Source organism: Adlercreutzia sp. DFI.6.23, from assembly GCF_024462535.1.
Lineage (GTDB): Bacteria > Actinomycetota > Coriobacteriia > Coriobacteriales > Eggerthellaceae > Adlercreutzia > Adlercreutzia rubneri.
Map to the genome: position 1 here is coordinate 1 of NZ_JANGBP010000110.1, position 429 is coordinate 429.

At 65.0% G+C, this 429-nt stretch carries 1 pseudogene; it reads right to left on the minus strand.

Annotated elements, in window-relative coordinates:
* A pseudogene (locus NE591_RS12560) lies at window positions 1-429 on the minus strand (sodium-dependent transporter); the annotation flags it as partial.

Consider the following 429-nt stretch of genomic DNA (forward strand, 5'->3'; position numbering starts at 1 on the left):
AACACCGCCGGCACCACCACGCACGCGGACACGAGCCCCGCGATGGTGTCGAAGATGGCGACGTTCTTCGCCGCGTCTACCACGTCCACGTCTCGCTTCAGGTAGCTGCCGTACACCAGCGTGCCGCAGCCGGCCAACGACAGGCTGAAGAATGCCTGGCCGAGCGCGTACACCCAGGTAGTGGGATTCAGCAGCGCCTCCCAGCGGGGCACGAGCAGGTACAGATAGCCCGCTTCCGCCCCCGGCAGCGTGGCCACGCGCATGGCGATGATGACGAACAGCACGAAGAAGGTGGGCATGAGCACCTTGTTCGCCTTCTCGATGCCCCGGGACACGCCGAGGATCATGATGCCGAAGGTGATAGCCAGCCCCAGCAAGTGGAAACCCACGTTACCGAAGTCCGACGCCATGGCTCCGAAGAAGGCGCCC